General features: G+C 67.8%; 15 protein-coding genes and 1 pseudogene. 6 read left to right on the top strand and 10 right to left on the bottom strand.

All coding sequences use genetic code 11. The features are described 5' to 3' along the window. Nucleotides 1–44: 44 nt before the first annotated feature. From HWX58_RS12435 to lepA, 7 genes are all read right to left on the bottom strand, one after another. Entirely contained in the window at nt 45–392 is a 348-nt protein-coding gene (locus HWX58_RS12435; RefSeq protein WP_175988185.1) for an HIT domain-containing protein, read from the bottom strand. 299 nt (nt 393–691) lie between these two features. Continuing rightward, nucleotides 692–1,420, bottom strand: a complete 729-nt coding sequence (locus HWX58_RS12430; protein WP_175988183.1) for a 16S rRNA (uracil(1498)-N(3))-methyltransferase — start codon at nt 1,418–1,420, stop codon at nt 692–694. A 40-nt stretch (nt 1,421–1,460) separates the two neighbouring features. Next, entirely contained in the window at nt 1,461–2,573 is a 1,113-nt protein-coding gene (dnaJ, locus tag HWX58_RS12425) for a molecular chaperone DnaJ (protein ID WP_175988181.1), read from the bottom strand. Nucleotides 2,574–2,612: 39 nt separating this feature from the next. Beyond that, the gene (gene hrcA / locus HWX58_RS12420) at nt 2,613–3,647 is read right to left on the bottom strand and encodes a heat-inducible transcriptional repressor HrcA (RefSeq protein WP_175988179.1); all 1,035 of its coding nucleotides are present in this window, start codon (nt 3,645–3,647) and stop codon (nt 2,613–2,615) included. Between the two features lie 54 nt (nt 3,648–3,701). Further along, nucleotides 3,702–4,919: a radical SAM family heme chaperone HemW gene (gene hemW / locus HWX58_RS12415; protein WP_175988177.1), complete on the bottom strand. Its 1,218-nt coding sequence runs from the start codon at nt 4,917–4,919 to the stop codon at nt 3,702–3,704. Then, nucleotides 4,919–5,569 carry a DUF1990 domain-containing protein gene (locus HWX58_RS12410; protein ID WP_175988175.1) on the bottom strand — a complete coding sequence of 217 codons (651 nt, stop codon included), beginning with the start codon at nt 5,567–5,569 and terminating at the stop codon, nt 4,919–4,921. Before HWX58_RS12410 ends, hemW begins: the two co-directional genes overlap by 1 nt. Nucleotides 5,570–5,623: 54 nt before the next feature. Further along, a complete protein-coding gene (lepA, locus tag HWX58_RS12405; RefSeq protein ID WP_175988173.1) occupies nt 5,624–7,474 on the bottom strand; it encodes a translation elongation factor 4 in 1,851 nt (616 codons plus the stop codon). A gap of 232 nt (nt 7,475–7,706) precedes the next feature. Between lepA and HWX58_RS12400 the strand changes: the two genes are divergently transcribed. The 5 genes from HWX58_RS12400 (at nt 7,707) to HWX58_RS12380 (ending at nt 14,226) form a co-directional block, all read left to right on the top strand. After that, nucleotides 7,707–8,690 (top strand): ABC transporter permease, encoded by a 984-nt coding sequence (locus HWX58_RS12400; RefSeq protein ID WP_175988171.1) that lies wholly within the window; start codon nt 7,707–7,709, stop codon nt 8,688–8,690. An 11-nt stretch (nt 8,691–8,701) separates the two neighbouring features. Then, the gene (locus HWX58_RS12395) at nt 8,702–9,622 is read left to right on the top strand and encodes an ABC transporter permease (protein ID WP_250646232.1); all 921 of its coding nucleotides are present in this window, start codon (nt 8,702–8,704) and stop codon (nt 9,620–9,622) included. Then, a complete protein-coding gene (locus tag HWX58_RS12390; RefSeq protein WP_175988169.1) occupies nt 9,619–11,547 on the top strand; it encodes an ABC transporter ATP-binding protein in 1,929 nt (642 codons plus the stop codon). Before HWX58_RS12395 ends, HWX58_RS12390 begins: the two co-directional genes overlap by 4 nt. Before the next feature lie 133 nt (nt 11,548–11,680). After that, a complete protein-coding gene (locus HWX58_RS12385) occupies nt 11,681–13,390 on the top strand; it encodes an ABC transporter family substrate-binding protein (RefSeq protein ID WP_175988167.1) in 1,710 nt (569 codons plus the stop codon). Between the two features lie 83 nt (nt 13,391–13,473). Next, nucleotides 13,474–14,226 (top strand): alpha/beta fold hydrolase, encoded by a 753-nt coding sequence (locus HWX58_RS12380; RefSeq protein WP_175988165.1) that lies wholly within the window; start codon nt 13,474–13,476, stop codon nt 14,224–14,226. 65 nt (nt 14,227–14,291) lie between these two features. Here HWX58_RS12380 and HWX58_RS12375 read toward each other — a convergent pair. Next, nucleotides 14,292–14,747, bottom strand: a pseudogene (locus HWX58_RS12375) (MFS transporter); the annotation flags it as partial. Between the two features lie 25 nt (nt 14,748–14,772). On the opposite strand from HWX58_RS12375, the gene rpsT reads away from it, so the two are divergent. Next, the gene (gene rpsT, locus HWX58_RS12370; protein ID WP_175988163.1) at nt 14,773–15,033 is read left to right on the top strand and encodes a 30S ribosomal protein S20; all 261 of its coding nucleotides are present in this window, start codon (nt 14,773–14,775) and stop codon (nt 15,031–15,033) included. A 58-nt stretch (nt 15,034–15,091) separates the two neighbouring features. Here the strand turns inward: rpsT and HWX58_RS12365 are convergent, their stop codons facing one another. Next, nucleotides 15,092–15,775, bottom strand: a complete 684-nt coding sequence (locus tag HWX58_RS12365) for a histidine phosphatase family protein (RefSeq protein WP_175988161.1) — start codon at nt 15,773–15,775, stop codon at nt 15,092–15,094. A gap of 22 nt (nt 15,776–15,797) precedes the next feature. Then, nucleotides 15,798–16,856, bottom strand: coding sequence for a DNA polymerase III subunit delta (gene holA / locus HWX58_RS12360; RefSeq protein ID WP_175988159.1), 1,059 nt, complete (start codon nt 16,854–16,856; stop codon nt 15,798–15,800).

The raw sequence follows: 16,856 nt of genomic DNA, 5'->3' as shown, positions 1-16,856 counted from the left end.
CGTCCGCGTAGATGCGCTCTGTCACGGACGGGGTGGTCGAATCGTCAGAAGCCAACGAGCTTGTCCTCCTCGAGGTTGCCGAGCACATGGGCGTGCACGTGGAAGACGGACTGAGCGACGCTGGGTCCGTTGTTGAAGATCAGACGATACTCGCCGTTCGCGTGCTCGGCGGCGATCTGCTTCGCGACAGCCACCATGTCCGCCAGCAGCCCGGGATCTCCGGCGGCGAGCTCGGTGACGTCGCGGTACTGCTCGGTCTTCGGGATGACGAGCATGTGCAGCGGAGCCTGCGGATTGATGTCGCGGATCGCGAAGACCGTGCCGGTGTCGACCACGACCTCACCGGGGATCTCGCCGGTGCGGATGCGAGTGAAGATCGACGGTTCGGTCATGCTCTCAGTCTACGTGGGCGAATGTCTCCCGGGCCGGCGGCCTTCAGGCGCGCGCCGCGCCGCGGCATCCACAGACCTCTCCTCAGCCTCCACAGACCTCTCGGCAGCGACGAAACCCCCTCGCAACGACGTGAATCAGGTGAGGTCTCGTAGGCAACGAGAGGTCTCTGGATGCGGGAACCGGGATGCGGGAACCGGGATGCGGGAACCGGGATGCGGGAACCGGGATGCGGGAACCGGGATGCTGGACCGGGATGCTGGAACCGGGATGCTGGGCCGGGCAGCCGCGCCGAACCGGACTACCAGCGGCCGAGGGCGACGGAGAGGACGGCGATGGCTGCCGGGCCGGCCGTCGACGTGCGCAGCACCGTCTCGCCCAGACGCACGCGTTCTGCCCCTGCCGCCTCGAACGCGGCCAGCTCCTCGGGCGAGATCCCGCCCTCGGGACCGACGACGAGCACCAGGTCGCGATCGTCTGCGGCGAGGTGCGACAGCGGAGTCGTCGCCGCCGGATCGAGCACCAGCATCCGCGCGCCCTCGGAGCGGGCGATCAGCTGAGCGGTCGACGCGGGCTCGGCGACGGCGGGCACCCACGGCCGGTGCGCCTGCTTGGCCGCCTCGCGGACGATCGTCGCCCAGCGCTCGCGGCCCTTCACAGCCTTCGGGCCCTCCCAGCGCGAGACGCTGCGGGATGCCTGCCAGGGCACGACCTCGTCGACGCCGAGCTCGCACGCGGCCTGCACCGCGAGCTCGTCACGATCACCCTTCGCGAGCGCCTGCGCGAGGATCAGCCGCACCGGCGGAGCCTCCGTCGCCGAACGCCCGGTGATCAGGACGTCGACACGGGAGGGCGACGCATCCCGCACCTCGCCCTCGAGCCAAACGCCGCGTCCGTCGCCGAGCGTGACCGACTCCCCCACGCGCACTCGCCGGACGACGGCCGCATGCTTCGCCTCGGCACCCATCAGCTCCACGATGTCGCCGACGGCGGCGCCGGTGCAGCTCTCGACGAGGAAGTGCAGGGCCACGGGTTCTCCGATCGGTCCAGAGACGGTCAGTACGGGATGATCAGTGCTTGAAGCGGTCGCGCAGCTTCGAGAACAGCCCCTGCTGGAACTGCGCCAACTGAGGACCGGGCGCCTTCTGCTTCTTCGCGAAGTCCTCGATGAGGGTGCGCTGCGCCGAGTCGAGCTTGGTGGGAGTCACCACCTGCACGCCGACCCGCAGATCGCCGCGCTGGTCGCCGCGCAGTGGCGTGATGCCCCGGCCCTTGATCGTGAGCACGTCACCGGACTGCACGCCCGGCCGGATCTCGAGATCGACCTTGCCGTCGAGGCCGTCGATCGAGGTCTCCGTCCCGAGGATGGCGTCGGCCATCGAGACCTCCAGCGTCGCGAGGAGGTCGTCGCCGTCGCGGCTGAACGCGGCGTGCGGCGAGACGGTCACCTCGACGTACAGGTCGCCGTTCGGTCCGCCGGCCTGTCCGACCTCGCCGGAGCCTGGCAGCTGCAGACGCAGCCCGGTCTCGACGCCGGCGGGGATGTCGAGCGACACCGTGCGGCGCGAGCGCACGCGTCCCTGGCCGTTGCACGTCGCGCACGGATGCGGGATGACGGTGCCGTAGCCCTGGCAGCTGCCGCACGGCTGCGAGGTGACGACGTTGCCGAGCAGGCTGCGCACCTGGCGCTGGACGTGGCCCGTGCCGTGGCAGATATCGCAGGTGACGGGTGACGTGCCCGGCTGCGTGCACGATCCCTGGCACGTCTCGCACAGCACGGCGGTGTCGACCTCGATCTCGCGGTGGGCGCCGAAGACGACGTCGCCGAGGTCGAGGGTCACGCGCACCAGGGCATCCTGGCCACGTTCCCTGCGCGACCGGGGCCGCCCGCCGCGTCCGCCGCCCTGAGCCGCTCCGAAGAACGTCTCGAAGATGTCGCCGAAGCCGCCGAAGCCACCGAAGTCTCCTCCGGCACCGTCCCCGCCGCCCATGTCGTAGCGGCGACGGGAGTCCTCGTCGCCGAGCACGTCGTACGCGTGCGTGACGAGCTTGAACCGCTCCGCAGCATCCTCACCCGGGTTCACATCCGGGTGCAGCTGACGCGCCAGCTTCCGGTAGGCCTTCTTGATCTCATCCGTCGACGCGTCTCGCGACACCCCGAGGACCTCGTAGTGGTCCGCCACAATCACCTTCCTGCGTGTGCGTGCTTCCGGCCGAGCCGCTCAGCGGCCGGCCTCGTCCTCATCGAGCAGCCTGGACAGGTAGCGGGCCACGGCCCGCGCCGCCGCGAGGTTACTCGGATAGTCCATGCGGGTCGGGCCCATCACGCCGACGCGCGCCGTCCCGCCCGGCGTCAGGTAGTTGCTCGCGACGATCGACGCCTCCGGCAGCCCGAACGCCTCGTTCTCGGTGCCGATGCTCGCCGCGAGGCCCTGCTCGTCCGTGATCATCTCGCTCATCAGCCGCAGCAGCGTCACCTGCTCCTCGATCGCTTCGAGCAGAGGATGGATGCTGCCGCGGAAGTCCTGTTCGCGCCGGGCGAGTGTCGCCGCCCCCGCCATCACGAGCCGCTCCTGGCGGAACTCCGCGATCTCCTCGCCGATGATCCCGGCGAGCAGCCTGATCGCCTGATCCACGCGTGTTCCCTCGGATCCCTCGCCGAGCGTCTGGACGCGGTCGGTCGCCTCCCGCACGGTCTGCCCCATCAACTGAGCCGAAAGCCGCGCCCGCAGCACGGCGACGTCGGACTCGTCGAGATCGGCGGGCAGCACGGCGATGCGCTGCGAGACCCCGCCCGCGTCCGTCACGAGCACGACGAGCAGCCTGTTGGGAGCGAGCGAGACGAGTTCGATGTGCGTCAGATGCGCACGGGCGAACGACGGGTACTGCGCGAGGGCGACCTGGCCGGTCAGCTGCGTCAGCACGCGCACGGTCCGCGCCATGAGGTCGTCGAGGTCTGCCGGGTCCGTGAGGAACGACTCGATCGCGGTGCGCTGCGCGCCCGAGAGCGGACGCAGCTGCGCGAGATGGTTGACGAAGACCCGGTAGCCCTTGTCCGTCGGCACCCGGCCCGATGAGGTGTGCGGCGCCGTGATGAGCTCCTCGTCCTCGAGGAGCGCCATGTCGTTGCGGATCGTCGCGGCTGAGACGCCGAAGGAGTGTCGGTCTACGATCGACTTGCTGCCGACGGGCTCGTGCGTCTCGACGTAGTCCTGCACGATCGCGCGGAGCACTTGAAGTCCACGTTCTGAGACCATCATGCGCTCCTCTCTGGCACTCGAATACTCAGAGTGCCAATTCTACTCGCTGAGCTAATCGGTCAGCTCGCGCACCACCGCGTCGGCCAGAAGACGCCCCTTCAGGGTCAGTCTGACGCGGCCGCGGATCGCGGCTCCAGCATCCACCAGGCCGTCAGCGATCAGACCTGCGACCCTCGGGCGCGTCGCCTCAGGAAGATCGACGATCGCCATGCCGTCCGCCAGGCGCGTCTCCAGCAGCACCCGCTCGAGCAGGTGTGCCTCACGGTCGGGACGCTCGGTGCCCGCGGCGGGCGATTCGGATGCCGCGAGCCGCTGCGCGTACGCCGCCGGGTGCTTCACATTCCACCAGCGGAGCCCCGCGACGTGGCTGTGCGCACCCGGCCCGAAGCCCCACCAGTCGCTTCCCCGCCAGTACGCGAGATTGTGGCGCGAGCGCTGGTCGTCGCTCCTGGCCCAGTTGCTCACCTCGTACCAGTCGAAACCTGCTGCCGCGAGACGCTCATCGGCGAGCTCGTACATGTCTGCCTGAAGGTCGTCGTCCGGGGCCGGCACCTCGCCGCGACGGATCTGCCTGGCGAGCTTGGTGCCGTCCTCGATGATCAGCGCGTAGGCCGAGACATGATCGGACTCGAGTGCGGTCGCGGCGTCCAGAGAGGCCTCCCAGTCGGCGAGCGATTCGCCGGGGGCACCGTAGATGAGGTCGACGCTCACGGCGAGGCCCGCCTCCCGCGCGGCGTCGACCGCCGTCCGCACGTTCTCCGGGCGGTGCGTGCGATCGAGCGCTGCGAGCACGTGCGGCACGGCCGACTGCATGCCGACCGAGAGCCGTGTCACGCCGGCATCCGCAAGGGTGCGGGCGACCTCGGGCGTCACCGTGTCCGGATTCGCCTCGACCGTGACCTCGGCGCCGTCAGTGATGCCGAATGCCGATACGGCGGCATCCAGCATCCGCGCCAGGTCGCCCGGCGGCAGGAGCGTCGGCGTACCGCCGCCGAAGAACACCGTGTCCATCGGGCGCAGGGCGCCGGCGTCGCCGAGCACCCGCCCGGCCAGCGCGATCTCCCTGATCAGTGTGTCGGCGTACTCGTCCTGACGTGCTCCGCGCAGTTCCCCCGACGTGTAGGTGTTGAAGTCGCAGTAGCCGCAGCGCACGCGGCAGAACGGAACGTGGAGGTATGCCGAGAACGGCGTATCCCGATCGATGCGGAGATCTGCGGGGAGCGCACCGTCGCGGGGGGCTGGATCGCCGATCGGCAGTGGTCCCGCCATCACAGAGGCGTGGTGTACAGCGGTGAGATCGCCCGCAGGTACCGGGCGAACAGCTCCTTGCGACGCCGCCTGAGCAGGCCGGGAACCATCCGGTACAGCACGGAGTTGGGCGCATCGAACGCACGCACGGTGAACCAGACCGAGTCGTCGTCGCGCCACTCGATGTCGAAGAGTTCCTCGCCGCTGACGACGGAGCCGCCCACGGTGCCGAGCACGAGGCCGATCCGGCGCGCCTCCTCGGTGACCGAGATCACGCGCAGTTCGGCATCCGCGCGCATGCCGGCCACGCGTCCGCGCAGCCGCAGCGTCATGCCGGGTCCGGCGAAGGGCGTGCCCTCCGCGTCGAAGCGCTGCTCGACCTCGCGCTTGCTCGGCGCGACCGGATTGCCGTCGGCGTCGAAGCTCACTCCTGCGTACGCGGGGCCGGATGCCGGGCGCACGTCCTCGACGCTCAGACCTGCGGCGCGCTGCGCCGTCCACGACAGCAGGGCGTCTCCGGCTGTGCGGAACCGCTCCTCGCCGCTGCCCAGCCGCCAGGTCTCCTCGGCGGGGACGCTGCGCTCCGGCGGATACTGCATGAGATCGGGCGCGTGCGTCGCCCCGACCGCCGCATAGTCGACCGTGTCGTCTCGGAAAGTTCCGCGCCGCATGAGATCCAGATTACTTCCGTTACCTGAACGATGCCCCGGACGGGGCACGTCCTGCTACTTCTTGTCCTTGCCGTCGACGTCGCCGGAGAGCGCCGCGATGAACGCTTCCTGCGGGACCTCGACGCGGCCGACCATCTTCATGCGCTTCTTGCCCTCCTTCTGCTTCTCGAGCAGCTTGCGCTTGCGGCTGATGTCACCGCCGTAGCACTTGGCGAGCACGTCCTTGCGCAGTGCGCGGATGGTCTCGCGGGCGATGATCCGCGCGCCGATGGCGGCCTGGATGGGGACCTCGAAGTTCTGCCTGGGGATGAGCTTGCGCAGGCGCTCCGTCATGAGCGTCCCGTAGGAGTAGGCCTTGTCGCGGTGCACGATCGCGCTGAACGCATCGACCTTGTCGCCCTGCAGCAGGATGTCGACCTTGACGAGGTCGGCGGTCTGCTGCCCGGCGGGCTCGTAGTCGAGGCTCGCATACCCCTGCGTCTTGGACTTCAGGTGATCGAAGAAGTCGAACACGATCTCGCCGAGCGGCATCATGTACCGCAGCTCGACGCGCTCCTCCGAGAAGTACTCCATGCCCAGCAGCGATCCGCGGCGCGACTGGCACAGCTCCATCACGGTGCCCACGTAGTCCTTGGGCAGCAGGATCGCCGTCTTCACCATGGGCTCGGCGACCGACGCCACACGCCCGTCCGGGTACTCACTCGGGTTCGTGACCGTGACCGTGTCGCCGGTGTCGGTGGTCACCTCGTAGATCACGCTCGGCGCCGTCGTGATGAGGTCGAGCCCGAACTCGCGGCTGAGCCGCTCGGTGATGATCTCGAGGTGCAGGAGCCCCAGGAACCCGCATCGGAAGCCGAAGCCGAGGGCGACGGAGGTCTCGGGCTCGTACTGCAGGGAAGCATCAGACAGCTTCAGCTTGTCGAGCGCCTCGCGCAGCTCGGCGTAGTCGCTGCCGTCGATCGGATAGATGCCCGAGAAGACCATCGGCTTGGGATCGGTGTAGCCCGCCAGCGCCTGCGTCGCGCCGTCCCGGCTCGTCGTGACAGTGTCGCCGACCTTCGACTGGCGCACGTCCTTCACACCGGTGATGAGGTAGCCCACCTCGCCGACGCCGAGCCCCTTCGACGGGATCGGCTCCGGGCTCGACACGCCGATCTCGAGGAGCTCGTGGTTGGCGTGGGTCGACATCATCTGGATGCGCTCGCGCGGCTCGAGCTTCCCATCAACCATGCGCACGTAGGTGACGACGCCGCGGTAGGCGTCGTACACCGAGTCGAAGATCATCGCCCGGGCCGGCGCATCGGCATCCCCGACCGGTGCCGGGATGTCGGCGACGATGCGGTCGAGGAGCTCCTCGACGCCGACACCGGTCTTACCGGATACGCGCAGCACGTCGTCGGGGTCGCCGCCGATGAGGTCGGCGAGCTCCTTCGCGAAGCGGTCGGGGTCGGCTGCAGGCAGATCGATCTTGTTCAGCACGGGGATGATGTGCAGATCGTTCTCGAGCGCCAGATAGAGGTTCGCCAGGGTCTGGGCCTCGATGCCCTGAGCGGCGTCGACGAGCAGGATCGCGCCCTCGCACGCCGCGAGCGAGCGCGACACTTCGTACGTGAAGTCGACGTGTCCCGGGGTGTCGATCATGTTCAGTGCGTAGGTCTCACCGTCGACGTCCCACGGCATCCGGACGGCCTGGCTCTTGATCGTGATGCCCCGCTCGCGCTCGATGTCCATGCGGTCGAGGTACTGCGCCCGCATGTCGCGGTCGGAGACGACACCGGTGATCTGCAGCATCCGGTCGGCGAGAGTCGACTTGCCGTGGTCGATGTGGGCGATGATGCAGAAGTTCCGGATCTGCGCCGGCGGCGTTGCGGCAGGCGAGAGCGGGGTGAGGGCGCGTGGTGACATGTCTCCAGCAGTCTACGGTCAGGCGCACCTAATGCTCGATTCGCCATGACCGGTGATAGTCTCGCGAGGTTGCCCTGTACAGATCGGCGACACCGAGTGTCAGTTGCAACCCGACTCCGTACCAGACGCTGTCCGGATCGGTCGCACATGAGAGCCAGAGATGTTTGAATACATCCGACTCTGCGTTGCGTCGGCCGATCCCGAGCGCGCCTGCAAAGAGAAAGACAACACCTTGATCAAGTATCTCCTGCGCCGTTTCCTCGGCTGGCTGCTGATGATCGTGGTGGCGACCAACATCACGTTCTTCCTTGCGTGGGGCTTCCTGAACCCCCGGAACAACTTCGTCGGTCGACGCCCTCCGCTCAGCGAAGAGCAGATCGTCAACCTCCTCGAGCCGCGCAACCTCAGCGACACCGTGCCGATCTGGGAGCGGTGGTGGAACTGGTTCAGCTCGATCCTGTTCCGCTGGGACTGGGGTGTCAGCCCGACAGGCGGATCGGTCAACGAGCAGATCGCCTACCGCATGTGGGTGAGCGCGGAGCTGGTTCTCGGCGCAACGGTGATCATGACCGTGCTGGGCATCGCGCTCGGCGTGTACACCGCATCGCGTCAGTACAAACTCGCCGACCGCATCGGCCAGGCGACCTCGATCATCACGATGAACATCAACGTCATCGTCGCAGCCCTCGGCCTGGTCCTTCTCGCCATCGCGATCAACGACCTGTTCGGCGCCCGGATCTTCTTCGTCACCGGGGCGGCGAGCAAGGGTGTCGAAGGGTTCTTCCCCGTCCTCATCGACAAACTGCAGCACGTGACCCTGCCCACGATCGCCCTGGTCATCACGGGCTACGCGGGAACCCACTTCCTCCAGCGCACGCTGCTCCTGGACAACATCAACGCCGATTACGTCCGCACGGCACGCGCCAAGGGCCTGACCAAGCAGCAGGCGATCCGCAAGCACGCGCTGCGCACCTCGCTCATCCCGGTCGCGACGCAGGTCGCCTTCAGCATCCCCGGCATCTTCACCGGCGCGATCCTGACCGAGACGATCTTCGCCTGGAACGGAATGGGCAAGTACTTCATCGAGACCATCGTCAAAAGCGACATCAACGGTGTCGTCGCGGTCGCGGCCTTCAGCGCCGTCATGGTGGCCATCGGCGCGATCCTGTCCGACATCATCGTCGTGGTCCTCGACCCGCGAGTGAGGGTGAGCTGAGCATGAGTGAAATGATCGACCCCAGCGTCACCGTCGCCGAGCCGGCTGCCCCCGAGCGGGGCAAGAGCGGCAAGCCGATGTCGAAGTGGACCCTCTACACCCGCCGCTTCATGCGCAACAAGCCGGCCGTCGGCGGCATCATCATCTTCGTGCTGCTCGTGCTGTTCGCCATCATCGGACCGCTGATCGCCCGATACGACCACATCGAGCTCGACTTCCTGAACCTTGGCACCGGCCCCTCCGCCGACCACTGGTTCGGCACAACGGCATCCGGCAACGACACCTTCGCCCAGGTCGCCATCGGCCTGCAGCGCTCGCTCATGATCGCCGTGTCCGTGTCGCTGGGAACGACGATCCTGTCGGCCATCATCGGAACCGCCGCCGCCTACTTCGGCGGGCGCACCGAGAAGCTCACGCTGCTGGTGATCCACTTCATGATGGTCGTCCCCAGCTTCCTGATCCTGTCGCTGCTGTCGAACCGCTCCGGCGGCGACTGGCGCGTGATCGCACTGATCATGATCTTCGTGACGGGCTGGTACTTCCCCGCCCGCGTCGTCTGGACCACCGCCCTGTCGCTGCGCGAGCGCGAGTACGTGCACGCCTCGCGCTACATGGGCGTCGGCGGCTTCCGGATCGTGCTGCGCCACCTCATCCCGAACATCGGTTCGCTGCTCGTGATCAACTTCACGCTCGGCATCGTCGGAGCCGTGATGGCCGAGACCGGCCTGTCGTTCATCGGCTTCGGCGTGAAGATCCCCGACGTGTCGCTGGGATCGCTCATCGGCTCCGGCGCGAACACGATCACCAGCGCGCCGTGGCTGTTCTACTTCCCCGCCGCGGCGCTCACGCTGCTGACCGTCTCGATGGCACTCGTCTCCGACGGTCTGCGCGACGCCCTCGATCCCACCTCTGCTGCAGGAGGCCGCGCATGAGCGCCATCATCTCCGTTCGCGACCTCAAGGTCAGTTTCGCCTCCGAGGCCGGGCGCGTGGATGCCGTGCGCGGCGTCTCGTTCGACCTGGAAGAGGGCAAGACCCTCGGCATCGTCGGCGAGTCCGGCTCCGGCAAGTCCGTCACGTCTCTCGCGATCATGGGCCTGCTCGACGAGAACGCCAAGGTCACCGGTTCGATCATCTACGACGGCCAGGAGCTTCTGGGCAAGTCCGACAAGCAGATGTCGGTGATCCGCGGCAACGGTCTCGCGATGATCTTCCAGGACCCGCTGACCTCGCTGACCCCGGTGTTCACGATCGGCGACCAGCTGATCGAGGCGCTCACGGTGCACCGCGGCCTCACCAAGAAGCAGGCGTGGGACCGCGCGATCGAGCTGCTGACACTCGTCGGGATCTCGCAGCCGGAGAAGCGCATGAAGGGCTTCCCGCACGAGTTCTCCGGCGGCATGCGTCAGCGCGTCGTCATCGCCATCGCGATGGCGAACAACCCGAAGCTGATCATCGCCGACGAGCCGACCACCGCGCTCGACGTCACGATCCAGGCGCAGATCCTCGACCTGATCGAGAAGGCGCAGCAGGAGACGGGCGCCGCGACCATCATGATCACCCACGACATGGGCGTCGTCGCGCGCATGGCCGACGACGTCATGGTCATGTACGCGGGAAAGCCCATCGAGCACGCGCCCGTGGGCGAGCTGTTCCACCACACGCGGATGCCGTATTCCATCGGCCTCCTCGGAGCGATCCCGCGCGTCGACAAGGCCGAGAAGGAGCCGCTGGTCCCCATCAAGGGCAACCCGCCGCTGCTGATCGATCTGCCCGACGCCTGCCCGTTCGCCGACCGCTGCCCGATCGCGATCGACGCGTGTCGCACGCGCGAACCCGACCTCGTCGACGTCGCCACCGGCACCGGCGCACCGCACCAGGCCGCCTGCATCCGCGCGGATGAGATCTCGGACGGCGGGATGATCGGCGGACTCCCGGTCTATCCCGTGCACGAGGCACCGGAGAGCGACCTGACGCGCACGCCCCGCGAGCAGCGCCCCGTGACCCTCGACGTCCGGAACCTCAACAAGACCTTCCCGCTTCTGAAGGGCGCGTTCCTCAAGCGCAAGGTCGGCGAGGTGCACGCGGTCAAGAACGTCACCTTCGACGTGCGCGAGGGCGAGACGATGGCGATCGTCGGCGAATCCGGCTCGGGCAAGACGACGACGCTGCTGCAGATCATGGATCTGGTCAAGCAGGACGGCGGCGACATCATCATCAACGGCACGAGCGTCAACGACATCACCAGCCGCAAGGTGGAGCGCCAGGTCCGCCGCGACATCCAGATCGTCTTCCAGGACCCGATGGGCGCTCTCGATCCGCGCATGACCGTCGCCGACGTCATCGCCGAGCCGCTGCACGCCATCGGCACGCCCAAGGACGAGGTGCACCGGCGCGTCCGGGAGCTCATGGATCTCGTCGGTCTCAACCCCGCCCACATCGACCGGTTCCCCGGGGCGTTCTCCGGCGGTCAGCGCCAGCGCATCGGCATCGCCCGCGCCCTGTCCACGAACCCGAAGATCATCGTGCTCGATGAGCCCGTCTCGGCGCTGGACGTGTCGATCCAGGCCGGCGTCATCAACCTGCTCGACGAGCTGAAGGTGAAGCTGGGCCTGTCGTACCTGTTCGTCGCGCACGACCTGTCGGTCATCCGCCACATCGCGGACCGGGTCGCGGTGATGTACCTCGGCGATTTCGTCGAGCACGGCGACGTGGACGAGATCTTCGAGAACCCGAAGCATCCCTACACGAAGGCGCTGCTCTCGGCGATCCCCGTGCCCGATCCCGACATCGAGCGCGGGCGCGAACGACTGATCTTCAACCCGGAGACGATGCAGGCCGAACCCGTCGGCCGGTGATGCTCTGTTAACGGCCGGTAACAGAGCATCACCGTCCGATAACAGTTAGGCGCCATTCACTCCGAGCAGGCGAATTCCGCCACGGTGCGAACTATTCTCGCAATATGACACGCCGAAAGGCGAAAGGAGCACCATGAAGCAGCACAAGCTGATGGGGGCGATCGCATTCAGCGGAGCCCTCGCACTTGCCCTCGCGGGCTGTGCGTCGTCCGGTAACGACGGCGGCAGCGGCGACGGCGGCAACGAGCCGACCGAGACCGCATTCGCCGACTACAACCCGCAGCCCCGCGAGAACCTGCAGACGGGCGGAGAAGTCCGCTTCCCGATCAACGAGATCCCGGAGCAGCTGAACGCGTTCAACGGAGACGGTTCCGCTGACACGGCCCGCGTCGCCGCGTGGTACATGCCGCAGATCCTCCTGCAGGAGGACGACGGCACGCCGTACAAGAACGACGCGTACCTCGACGAGTGGAAGATCGACACGGTCGACGGCAACACCCAGATCACGTTCACCTTCACGGATGACGCGCACTGGAACGACGGCACCGACATGGACTGGACCGCCATCGAGGCGACCTGGAAGGCCAACAACGGCACGAACGAGGAGTTCAACCCGAACGCGACCGACGGCTACAAGGCCATCACCTCGGTCGAGCAGGGCGACAGCGCCAAGACCGCGATCGTGAAGTTCGACGGCGAGTTCGCCTGGCCGGAGATGCCGTTCCTCACGGGCATCATCCACCCGGCACTGGCCGACCCCGAGACCTTCAACACGGCCATGATCGACAACCCGCACCCCGAGTGGGGCGCCGGCCCGTACAAGGTCGACGAGTTCGACGCCAAATCCGAATACATCTCGTTCGTGCCGAACGAGGAGTGGTGGGGCAACGAGCCGCTGCTCGACAAGGTCTCCTTCCAGGGCATGGAGGCCTCGGCCTCGATCAACGCCTTCAAGGCCGACGAGATCGACATGGTCGGTGTGAGCACCAAGGACCGCCTCGAGCAGGTCAAGGACATGGAGGACATCACCATCTACCGATCGACCCAGACGGCGAACACGCTGATCCAGGTCGACGCGGAGAAGCCGCAGTTCTCTGACGTCAAGGTCCGCGAGGCGTTCTTCAAGGCCATCAACATCGACCAGCAGAAGCAGATCGCCTGGAACGGCCTGGACTACGAGGAGGAGCCGGCAGGATCCCTGACGCTGTTCCCGTTCCAGCCCGGCTACTCCAACGCACTGGCTGAGGCCGGCTGGGAGTACAACCCGGACGACGCGAAGGCTCTCCTCGACGAGGCCGGCTGGACCGAGGGCGAAGACGGCATCCGCGAGAAGGACGGCGAGAAGCTCTCGGTCGTCTACCCCGTGTGGAGCGATGACGCGACCGCTGAGGCTCTTGCCAAGGCGCTGCAGCAGCAGATGAAGGAGGTCGGCATCGACTTCCAGATCGACGTCCGTCCGTCGACTGACTTCTCGGCTGACTACACCTCGAAGAACTGGGACGTCTCGTCGCTGCGCTTCACCTCCTCCGACCCGTTCGGTGCGGCCTGGTTCTGCCAGCTGTACTGCATGGACATGGGCCTGAACCTCTCGGGCGTCCAGAACGAGGAGACCGATCAGCGCATCCACGACGAGGTCGAGTCCCTGCCGACCGCTGAGGAGCAGACGGCTGCGGCCATGAAGCTCGAGGCGGAGATCTTCCAGGAGTGGGGCCTCATCCCGCTCTACAACGGTCCGTCGATCTCGGCTGTCAAGACCGGTCTTGCGAACCTCACCCCTGAGCCCTACGTGGGCCTGGACGGCTTCGGCGTCCAGCCGGTGGAGAACGTGGGCTGGGAGAAGTGATTCTCTGACGGGACATTGAGCCTGTCGAAATGAGCGGGGTCGGTGGTTCATCCACCGGCCCCGCTCCTTCGTATGCTGTGACCATGAACGTCCAGGTCGTCCTCGTTCACGGCATCCGCACCTCGCGCACGATGTGGCGCGCGCAGATGGAGCACCTCGCCGGGCGCGACGTGCCCGCCGTCGCCGTCGATCTGCCCGGGCACGGGTCGCGCATGGATGAGACTTTCACCCTCGGGGCCGCGTTCGCGACGATCGACGAGGCCGTGCAAGAAGCCGCGAGCCGCGGGCCGGTGCTGCTGGCCGGGCACTCCATGGGCGGCCTGGTGTCCGTCGCGTACGCCGGATCGGAGGCCGCTCCCCCGGTGTCCGCGTTCATCGGCGCGTCGTGCACGGCGTTCCCCCGCGGTGCAGGGCTCGCCACGTACCGGACGCTCGCGCGAGCCTTCGACGCCCTGCCCGACCGGGGCATGTGGCTGACCGAACGCGTGCTCGCAGCGACGATTCCCGAGGAGACGCGACCGGACTTCGCCGCCGGTGGTTACGCGCTCGACACGCAGGACGCAGCCCTCGCGAGCCTGGGGGCCCTGGACCTCGCCGCTGACCTCACCCGGCTCACGATGCCGGTGTGGTGGATCAACGGCCAGTTCGATCAGCTGCGGATGCAGGAGCGCCTGTTCCGCAGGCTCACCCCGCACTCCGAACTCATCGTGGTGCCGCGCACCTCGCACCTGGTCACCGCCATGCGGCCGCGCGTCTTCAACGCCCTGCTGGACGTGGCGATCGCGACGCTGCATCGGAGCGAGGCATCACAGGAGCCCGCACGGCGATCGTCATGACCGCCCCCGAGCACCGAGAGGATGCCGGCGACCAGGAACAGCAGCCAGAATCCACCGACCAGGGCCACCAGACCCGCCCCGAGGAGCGGCCCGAGCAGCTGACCGAGGTTCGCTGCGACGTTCACGACCCCGAGGTCGCGGGCGTGGTGCTCCGGACGCGGAAGCAGATCCGTCGCTAGCGCCATCCTGACCGCCGCAGCGATGGCCGTCCCGACGAAGGTGGGCGACATGAGGATCAGCACAGCCGACAGCGCCTGGACGAGCGCCGCGATGATGACGATCGGCTTGCGCCTGCCGGTGCGATCCGAGATCGACCCGGCGATGAGGGATGCCGCGACCACGAAGACCGTGTAGCTCACGATGAGCACGTGAAGGTCGTCCTCGGCGCATCCGCACGCCTCGCGGGAGCGACGCGCAATGGATTCCTGCGAGACCTGGTAGACTCGATTCTTGGCTTGCGTGTGGGTTCGTCCCTCACGACCGCCGGAGGCAGCCCTCTTCCTGCTCACGGCACTTCCCATCAATCACTGAACGAAAGCGTCACGCGTGGCAAACATCAAGTCGCAGATCAAGCGCAACAAGACCAACGAGAAGGCTCGCATCCGCAACAAGGCTGTGAAGTCCGAGCTCAAGACCCTCGTCCGCAGCACCCGCGAGGCCATCGCCAAGGGCGACAAGGCCGCTGCCGAAGCTTCGCTGAAGGTCACCTCGAAGAAGCTCGACAAGGCCGTCAGCAAGGGCGTCATCCACGAGAACCAGGCTGCGAACCGCAAGTCGTCGATCGCCAAGCAGGTCGCCGCTCTCTGAGCCGCTCGGTTTCACGAAGGCCCGTCCCGTTCGCGGGGCGGGCCTTCGTCGTATCGTGTCAGCGCCCCTCGGCGATCACCTCTTCGGCGTCCTCGGGCTCCCCGGTGACATCGTGCGCGAGCCTGTCCTCCAGGTCCGTGCCCCCGAGGGGCTCCTCGCGCCAGTCCTCGAGCAGCCAGCCGCCCTCGGGGTCGCCTTCGAGCACGCACATGCCGGTGTTCTGCAGGCGGCGTCGTGCGGCCTCGGCCGACGGGATGTTCACCGAGCGGGTCGCGGCCCACACGCGGATCGCCGCGCCGTGGCTCACGACGACGGCGGATTCGTGCGACCGTGCGATCTCGGCGATCGCCGCGTCGTATCGGTCGAAGAAGTCGTGACCGCTCTCGCCGCCGGCGATGGCGTGATCGAGGTCGCCGTTCACCCAGCGCCATCCGGCCTCGACGTACGCCTGGACGGCGTCCGCGTCCGTGTGCATCTCGTAGTCTCCGGCCGAGATCTCCTCCAGCCCCTCCCGGACGACGATGTCGAGTTCGCGGACGTCGGCGAGCGGGCGACCCGTGAGCTGGGTGCGGATCAGCGGCGACGCGTAGACCGCGTCGAGCGACTCCGCCGCGAGCACGGTGGGGATCGCGGCGGCCTGCGCACGACCGAGCGCGGTCAGCGGGGCGCCGGGCCGCGCCGTGTCGAGCGCGCCGGCGACGTTGCTCGGGGTCTGGCCATGACGGATGAGCAGGAGTCTCATGCTCCCAGCCTACGAGCGGAGCCTATGCCTGTTCGCCGAACGGCGCCCGGGTCGCGATGACGGTGACCATGCGCTCGAGTGCGAAGATCGGGTCGCGGGCGGCACCCTTGACCTCGGCATCGGCTCGTGCGGTCGCCTGGATCGCCAGTCCCAGGGATCGCTCGTTCCAGCCGCTGAGGTCGCGCCGGGCGCGATCGACCTGCCAGTCCTTCATACCGAGGCGCTGCGCAAGGCTGCGACTGGGCTCGCGGTGGCCGGCGACCCTGGCCATGGTGCGCAGCTTCATCGCGAAGGCCGCCACCATGGGCACGGGATCGGCGCCGGAGTCGAGCGCATGCCGCAGCGCGATCAGCGCCTCCCCGTACCGCCCCGCGATCGCGGTGTCGGCGACGACGAAGGCGGAGACCTCGACGCGCCCGCCGTAGTAGCGGGTGACCGTCTCTTCGGAGATGTCGCCGTCGACGTCTCGGATGAGCTGCTGGCAGGCCGAGGCGAGCTCGGTGAGGTCGTCGGCGAAAGCCGAGACCAGGGCGCGCAGCGCGTTGGGCGCGATCCGGCGCCGCGCCGCGGCGAACTCCCCTGAAGCGAAGTCGACTCGGTCGCTGTCGCGCTTGATCGTCGGGCAGGCGATCTCGATGCCGTCGCCCGATCCGGCACGGAGTGCGTCGAGCAGCTTCTTGCCGCGCACACTCGCCCCGGTGTGGCGGAGGATGACGGTCGCCCCCTCCTGCGGATGATCGAGGTAGGCCACGGCCTCCTGGATGAACGCGTCGTTGCATTTCTCGACACCGGACACGCGGACCAGGCGCGGCTCGCCGAACAGCGACGGAGACGTCAGCGAGAGGAGAGTTCCGGGCGCGTAGTCGTCGGCGCGGACGTCGCTCACCTCGAGCGCCGGATCCTCGGCGCGCAGGTAGTCGCGGATGCCGGCGATCGCCCGTTCGGCGCAGACCTCTTCAGGACCCGAGACGAGCACGACCGGTGCCGGACGCGGTTCGCGCCAGGAGATCTGCGGAATCCTGGTCGCCTTCGCTCCGCCGCGGGCTGTGCCACCACGGGCTGAAGAACGAGGAGCGGCCAT

Source organism: Microbacterium tenebrionis, from assembly GCF_903645325.1.
GTDB classification, from domain to species: Bacteria; Actinomycetota; Actinomycetes; order Actinomycetales; family Microbacteriaceae; genus Microbacterium; species Microbacterium tenebrionis.
Note: the sequence above shows the minus strand (reverse complement) of the source record. Positions and strands in the feature narration are given on the sequence as shown.